This window comes from Mycobacterium sp. E3298 (assembly GCF_001666895.1).
Lineage (GTDB): Bacteria > Actinomycetota > Actinomycetes > Mycobacteriales > Mycobacteriaceae > Mycobacterium.
Map to the genome: position 1 here is coordinate 1 of NZ_LZJB01000238.1, position 6,932 is coordinate 6,932.

General features: G+C 68.4%; 7 protein-coding genes. 5 read left to right on the top strand and 2 right to left on the bottom strand.

Translation table 11 applies throughout. The features are described 5' to 3' along the window. A partial coding sequence (locus tag A9X05_RS11160) for an alpha/beta hydrolase (RefSeq protein WP_197499021.1) occupies positions 1-173 on the bottom strand: 173 nt, incomplete at its 3' end. A 40-nt stretch (positions 174-213) separates the two neighbouring features. On the opposite strand from A9X05_RS11160, the gene A9X05_RS11165 reads away from it, so the two are divergent. Beyond that, positions 214-1,257 (top strand): sigma-70 family RNA polymerase sigma factor, encoded by a 1,044-nt coding sequence (locus A9X05_RS11165; RefSeq protein WP_231978327.1) that lies wholly within the window; start codon positions 214-216, stop codon positions 1,255-1,257. Further along, positions 1,254-2,669: an alpha/beta hydrolase domain-containing protein gene (locus A9X05_RS11170; RefSeq protein ID WP_067756083.1), complete on the top strand. Its 1,416-nt coding sequence runs from the start codon at positions 1,254-1,256 to the stop codon at positions 2,667-2,669. The genes A9X05_RS11165 and A9X05_RS11170 overlap by 4 nt, the downstream gene beginning before the upstream one ends. Here the strand turns inward: A9X05_RS11170 and A9X05_RS11175 are convergent. Next, positions 2,666-3,799, bottom strand: a complete 1,134-nt coding sequence (locus A9X05_RS11175; RefSeq protein WP_082970937.1) for a dihydrodipicolinate reductase — start codon at positions 3,797-3,799, stop codon at positions 2,666-2,668. The two genes, A9X05_RS11170 and A9X05_RS11175, sit on opposite strands and share 4 nt — an antisense overlap. Positions 3,800-3,906: 107 nt before the next feature. Here A9X05_RS11175 and A9X05_RS11180 point away from each other — a divergent pair, with 107 nt between their 5' ends. The 3 genes from A9X05_RS11180 to A9X05_RS11190 are packed head-to-tail and all read left to right on the top strand — an operon-like array spanning position 3,907 to position 6,917. After that, positions 3,907-4,731 carry a MarR family transcriptional regulator gene (locus tag A9X05_RS11180; RefSeq protein WP_067756159.1) on the top strand — a complete coding sequence of 275 codons (825 nt, stop codon included), beginning with the start codon at positions 3,907-3,909 and terminating at the stop codon, positions 4,729-4,731. Between the two features lie 27 nt (positions 4,732-4,758). After that, a complete protein-coding gene (locus A9X05_RS11185; protein ID WP_067756086.1) occupies positions 4,759-5,493 on the top strand; it encodes a pirin-like bicupin family protein in 735 nt (244 codons plus the stop codon). Between the two features lie 26 nt (positions 5,494-5,519). Next, positions 5,520-6,917 carry a YhgE/Pip domain-containing protein gene (locus A9X05_RS11190; protein ID WP_067781323.1) on the top strand — a complete coding sequence of 466 codons (1,398 nt, stop codon included), beginning with the start codon at positions 5,520-5,522 and terminating at the stop codon, positions 6,915-6,917. Positions 6,918-6,932 lie beyond the last annotated feature (15 nt).

Below are 6,932 nucleotides of genomic sequence, written 5' to 3' on the forward strand. Positions count from 1 at the left end.
GTGACCAGGCCCGCCTCCCCGAAACGCTCCGCGACGTGGTCGTACCGGCGAGCATACTCGCCGAGTCCGTGCGACAGTACGACCACCGCCCGCGGCGCGGTGTCCGGTGTCCAGACGTCGTAAACGATGCGCACTCCACCGAATCCGTCGAAGTTCCGTTCGGCTCGGTTCACTGCACGGTCCTAGTCATTACGGGCAGCGTAATGGCTCCCGATGCAGGTCGCCCTGCCAGACACTGTCGTAGGCTCTCCCATCGTGGGACTGCTTGCGCAAAACGCCGCGAACTCCGACCTCGTCCCCCCGGTCGGCGGTGACTTCTCGGCGCACGCCGAGCCGTACCGTCGTGAGCTGCTCGCCCACTGCTACCGGATGACCGGGTCGCTGCACGACGCCGAGGATCTGGTGCAGGAAACGTTGCTGCGCGCGTGGAAGGCCTACGACCGCTTCGAGGGGAAGTCCTCGATGCGGACGTGGCTGCACCGCATCGCCACCAACACCTGCCTGAGCGCGCTGGAGGGCAGGCAACGCCGCCCGCTGCCGACCGGGTTGGGCGCACCCAGCTCCGACCCGACCGCCGAACTGCACGAGCGGCGCGAGGTGCCCTGGCTGGAACCACTCCCGGACCTGACGAATGACCCGGCCGACCCGTCGGTCATCGTCGGGTCGCGAGAGTCGGTCCGGTTGGCGTTTGTCGCTGCGCTGCAACACCTCTCACCCCGGCAGCGGGCGGTGCTGTTGCTGCGTGACGTGCTGCAGTGGAAGGCCGCCGAAGTGGCCGACGCGATCGGCACCACCACGACCGCCGTCAACAGTTTGCTGCAGCGCGCCCGGTCCCAGCTGGACGCCGTCGGGCCCAGCGCGGGCGACCGGTTGGCGGCACCGGATTCCCCGGAAACCCAGGACCTGCTGGCGCGCTACATCGCCGCCTTCGAGGCCTACGACATCGACCGCCTGGTCGAACTGTTCACCGCCGAGGCCATCTGGGAGATGCCGCCGTACGTCGGTTGGTACCGGGGCCCGCGGGACATCGTCACCCTCATTCACCAGCAATGCCCCGCCCAGGACCCCGGCGACATGCGCCTGCTGCCGGTGGTCGCCAACGGGCAGCCCGGCGCCGCCATGTACATGCGCGCCGGCGATCGGCACGTGCCCTTCCAGCTGCACGTCCTCGATGTGCGCGGCGACGCGGTGTCACACGTGGTGGCCTTCCTCGACGAGAAGCTGTTCGCGAAGTTCGGCCTGCCGGAGGCGTTATGACATACATCGACGTCACACCCGCGTCCGGAAAGGCGCTGCTGTTGCTGGGCGCCTTCGACATCGGCAGCGTCGGCTACGCCGCCGAAGAGTTCTTCATCTCCGGCACCGCTTCGTCCTTCGCGCCGAACGGCGAGCTCGGCCCGGACGGTCGCTGGGATGTAACACCCAGCGGGACAGCCGATTACACCACTCGGATCGTCGCCATCACACCCACCGATCCGGCCCGTTTCAACGGCACCGCGCTGGTCGAGTGGCTCAACGTCAGCGGCGGCATCGACGCGCCCGCCGTATGGATGATGGCGCATCGTGAAATCGTCCGGGCGGGATACGCCTACGTAGCCGTCTCGGCGCAGAAGGTCGGGATTGACGGCGGCGCCAGCCTGCTCGGCATGGACATGTCCCTGAAGACGCAAGATCCGGCCCGCTACGGCGGCTTGCACCACCCGGGCGACGCCTTCGCGTTCGACATCTTCTCCCACGCCGGCGAACTCGTCAGGGATCGGGGCGACGGCATCCTGGCCGGGCTGCATCCGCAACACGTCATCGGGATCGGCGAGTCGCAATCGGCGATGTTCCTCACCACCTACGTCAACGCCGTCGATCCGCTCGCCCGCGTTTACGACGGTTTCCTGGTGCACTCCCGATTCGGGCCGGCCGCCCCGCTCGACGGGGTCTCGCTGATCGAGGGACTGGAGTCCTCGCGCGGGTCGCAACAGGCGGTGAAGTTCCGGCCGAACCTGCGCGTCCCACTGCTCACGGTCATCACCGAGACCGACCTGTTCGGCCATGTGCCGCTGGGCTATTACTCCGCCAGGCAGCCCGACAACGACATGCTGCGGGTCTGGGAGATCCCCGGCGCCGCGCACGCCGACAACTACACCATTCAGGTGGCGCCGATCGACTCCGGTTCGGCCCCGCTCGCCGACATCGTGGCCGCTTACGCGCCGACCAACATGCTGATGGGTCAGCAACTCGATCACTACATCAACTTCGGCCCGCAGCATCACTACGTGGTGCAGGCGGCGGTCGCCGCGCTCGACGGGTGGATCCGGACCGGGGAGCCGGCGCCCTCGGCCGCGCCGATAGCCATGCGCGAATCCGAGTCGCCCCAGCTGGTGCTCGACGCCAACGGCCTTGCCCAGGGCGGCATTCGGAGCCCCTGGGTGGACGTACCGATCGCGCGCACGTCCGGCGTCACCACCGACGAAAACCTGATGGCCGCGATCTTCGGGGCGGGTGAACCCTTCGACGCCGACACGGTGCGCCGCCTCTACCCGGGCGGCAAGGCCGAATACCTGGAGCGCTTCACCGCCTCGCTCGACGCGGCCATCGACGCTCGCTTCATCCTGCCTGCGGATCGCACCGAGATCCTGGCGCTCGCCGCCGCGACCTACCCCGGCGACGGGGCCTAGAACAACCGGCTGTCCGGTGCCGGCCCCGGCACGGGCCGGACCAGTCCCGCCCCGGTGACCAGCGGCAGGTCCAGCGCCGAGAGCAGCCCCGGCGGGGCGGCGCACACCGCCGGGATGGCGTTGACCATCCTCGAGGCGCCCGCGATCCGGGCGCCCAGGTCGTGGTCGTGGTCTTCCGCCATCTCGAATTCGCACCGCATGCTGGGCGATCCCTCGATCTCGACCCGATAGAGGCCGCGCCCGGAGGCCTGCCCGTACCCGAGGTCCTTCGGCGGGATCGAGATGTGAGGCTGCGGCCAGTCCGGCGCGATGTCGTCGCGCATCCGGGTGACGTGGTCGAGGACGAAAGTTGGCTTCCCAGCGACGTATCCGGTCAGCGTGGAGCGCATGGCCGCGATCGTCCCGGCGTCGATGTGGCCGGTGGGCGTGTCGAAGGACTCGGCGGCGGGAAGGCGTTCGTTGCTTTCCTCGATGTCGTCGATCTTGACGCCCAGTCCGGCGGCGAGCTGATGCAGGACCGGCCCCCAGCCGAAGGTGAAGATTCCCGGCTGGGCAGCGAACGCCTGGTATTCCGCGGGTTTGCCGAACCCCAGGATCTCGTACACCGCGGCCCGATCCGGGTAAGTGGCGTAGTTGAACATCTCCGTCACCCGGACCGACTCGATGACGCGCGAGACGCCTGTAAGCACCAAAGGCAGGACGTCGTTGGCGAAGCCGGAGTCGATGCCGGTGGTGAAGAACGACGCACCGCCGTCGAGCGCGGCCCGCCGTAGGGGATCGGTGAACGCCGCGTCGACACCGTCGGGAAAGACCAGCGGCACAACCGAACACGACACCACGTTCTTGCCGGCCCGCAGGATCGAGACCATGTCCTCGACGGCCTCGAGCGGCCGCAGGTTGGCACCGGCGGCGTACACCACCGCATCGGCGCCGCCCGCGAGCATCGCCGAGGGGTCCTGGGTGGCCGTAACCCCGACCGGCCCGATGCCGCACAGCTCCCCCGCGTCGCGGCCCGCCTTGGCGTCGCTGTGCACGACCAGATCGACCAGCTTTAACTCCGGGTGGTCGATGACGCCGCGCAGGGCGATCACCCCCATCGAACCCGGCCCCCACAATCCGACCTTGATCACCGCGGATATCTCCTAATATTAGGATGCATGTATTTACAATTTGGACGGATGGTAGGGAGGTGGACATCGGTACGTCAACCGCCAAATCGCCGCCCACCGGCCGCGTGATGGATGTGCTTGCCACGCTGGCGGATTCGCCGGCAGGGCTGACGTCCGCCGAGGTGGCGAAGCGCTGCGCGATCAGCACATCCACCTGCGCCCTGGTGCTGGCCGAACTGGAAGGGCGCGCCTGGGTGGCGCGCCGCGGAGATCGCCGCTACGTCCTGGGCAGTGGCCTGTTCGGGCTGGTGCATGGGCTACGGGCGCAGTTCCCGCTGCTGGACCGGGGCCGCGACGCCCTGCGGTTTCTGCATGAAGCGCTCGGCGCGGGCTGCTCCATGTCGAAGATCGGCGGGCGGCACCTGACCACGGTGGACGCGGTCGGCCACGGAACCGACGGCGGGCAAGCCGTCGGCCAGCGCTTCCCCATCGACCCGCCGTTCGGCCTGGTCGCCATGGCCTGGCGCGACGACGAATTCGTGCGGGCCTGGCTGCACCGGGTGATGCCGCGGCTGACCCGGGCGGAGGTCGCCGACCACCAGCGGGTGCTCGCCGACATTCGAGCCCGTGGGTACGGCGCGTGGCGGTTCGACGACACCCACCAGTCGCTGCACGATCGCCTCGCCGAGGTGCTGACGTCCCTGGAGCCGACGGCGCGGGTGACCCGCCAGCTCACCACCCTGATGACGATGGTGACGCTGCAGTCCGTCACCGATGTGCTCGAAACCGATTTGGCCGCGGCCGAGTTCGTAGTGCTGCCGATCTTCGGGCCGGATGGCCAGCCGGACTACCAGATCGAGATCCACCTGGGCCGCTCTCCCGGACTGACGCTGCCCGGGCTCGAGGCCGCGCTCAGGCATGCCCAGGGGCTGCTCGCCGCGACCGTGTCCTGACGTCGCCGGTGAGATTAGGCTGGGCCCATGGCTGCCCACGCGGACATCCGGCGTGCGGCCGAGCGGGCCGTCACCAACACACCCTGGCTGACATCGCGGCACTCGTTCTCGTTCGGCGACCACTACGACCCGGATAACACCCACCACGGGTTGCTACTGGTCAACAACGACGACATCGTCGCGCCCGGAACCGGATTCGGCACGCATCCGCACCGGGACATGGAGATCGTGACGTGGGTGATGAAGGGTCGATTGGCGCACCGGGACTCCATCGGCAATCACGGCGTCATCGTTCCCGGCCTGGCCCAGCGCATGTCGGCGGGCACCGGAATCCTGCACTCGGAGGAGAACGACTCTCCCACGGAGCCAGTGCATTTCGTGCAGATGTGGGTGGTGCCGGACGAGGCCGGCATCGCCCCCGGCTATCAACAGCAAGAGATTGGCGCGGACGTGTTGGACGGCACACTCGTGACGATCGCCTCGGGTATCCGCGGCCGGGACGGGGCGATCGACCTGCACAACCGCAGCGCCGCCCTACACGCCGCGCGGCTGCAGCCCGGTGACACCGTGATCCTCCCGCAGGCGCCCTACCTGCATCTCTTCGTGGCGCGGGGCGCGATCACCTGCGAGGGCGCCGGCGACCTGCGGGACGGTGACGCCGTTCGGTTCACCGATGCCGGCGAAGCGCGGGTTACGGCGAACGATGCGTCGGAACTACTGGTCTGGGAGATGCACGCTGAACTGGGGGCCGCGAGCCCATAGAGTGGGCGTGACAGACAGGAGCCGGCATGTCTCAATCGCGGCCGCAGCACGCGGCGCCGAACCCGAACCGGAACGTGAAGGCGGTCCGGACCGTGCGGTTCTGGGCGGCGCCGCTCGTGATCACGCTGGCCCTGATGTCGGCGCTGTGCGCGCTCTACCTCGGCGGCATCTTGAACCCGATGACCAACCTGCGGCACTTCCCCATCGCCGTGGTCAACGAGGACGCCGGGCCGGCCGGCGCGGAACTCACCGGCCGCTTGGTCAACGGCCTGGACAAGAACAAGTTCGACGTCCGCGTGCTCAGTCGCGACGCCGCCAAGCACGAGTTGAGCACCGGGCACGTGTACGGCTCGGTGCTGATCCCGCCCAGCTTCTCGTCGAAGCTGCGCGATCTGGGCGCCAGCGCGGTGGTGCCCGGTCCCGCGGAACGGCCGGTGATCACGATCTCGACGAACCCGCGGGCCGGCACGCTCGGCGCCAGCATCGCCGCGCAGACGCTGAACATGGCGATGGGCGTGGCGAATGGTGAAGTGGGCGAACGACTCCTCGCTTCGGTCAAGGCGCAGACCGGCGGCGCGCCGCTGGCCGGGGCCGCCGAAGAGGGCCTGTCGACGCCGATCGAGATCGAGTCGACCGTGTTCAACCCGCTGCCCGACGGCACCGGTAACGGGCTATCGGCCTTCTATTACGCGCTCTTACTGCTGCTCGCGGGGTTCACCGGCAGTATCGTGGTCAGCACCCTGGTCGACGCGTTACTCGGTTACGTCCCAGCCGAATTCGGTCCGGTGTATCGCTTCGCCGAGCAGGTCAGAATCTCGCGATTTCAGACGCTGCTGCTCAAGTGGGCGATCATGGTGCTGCTGGGCCTGCTCACCTCCGCCGTCTATATCGCGATCGCTCATGGGCTCGGCATGCCCATCGACCTCGGCTGGCAACTCTGGGCCTTCGGGGTATTCGCGATCGCCGCGGTGGGCATCACCTCCAGTTCGTTGCTCTCCGTGCTGGGCACCGGCGGCCTGCTGGTCAGCATGTTGATCTTCGTGATCCTCGGCCTGCCCTCGGCCGGCGCCACCGTGCCGCTGGAGGCGACGCCGACGTTCTTCCGCTGGTTGGCCGAATTCGAGCCCATGCACCAGGTTTTCCTCGGCACCCGGTCGTTGCTGTACTTCAAGGGGCACGCGGACACCGGGATCTCCCAGGCGCTGATCATGACGACGATCGGCCTCGTGATCGGGCTGCTGCTGGGCGGCATCGTCACGCACCTCTACGACCGCAAGGGATTCCACCGGATCGCGGGTGCCGTCGAGCTGGCGATCGCCCAGGAACACCAGGCTCAGCACAAGGCGCGCCAGGGCAAGCACGAGCGAACGGTCGCCGCCACCGAGCCGGAACCTTCGAGCGAAAGCCCAAGCGAGCAAACGTAATTCGACCGCCGCCCG

Coding starts and splice junctions, on each gene's coding strand:
- A9X05_RS11165 (WP_231978327.1), top strand. CDS start 214: ATGCAGGTCGCCCTGCCAGACACTGTCGTAGGCTCTCCCATCGTGGGA.
- A9X05_RS11170 (WP_067756083.1), top strand. CDS start 1,254: ATGACATACATCGACGTCACACCCGCGTCCGGAAAGGCGCTGCTGTTG.
- A9X05_RS11180 (WP_067756159.1), top strand. CDS start 3,907: ATGGATGTGCTTGCCACGCTGGCGGATTCGCCGGCAGGGCTGACGTCC.
- A9X05_RS11185 (WP_067756086.1), top strand. CDS start 4,759: ATGGCTGCCCACGCGGACATCCGGCGTGCGGCCGAGCGGGCCGTCACC.
- A9X05_RS11190 (WP_067781323.1), top strand. CDS start 5,520: ATGTCTCAATCGCGGCCGCAGCACGCGGCGCCGAACCCGAACCGGAAC.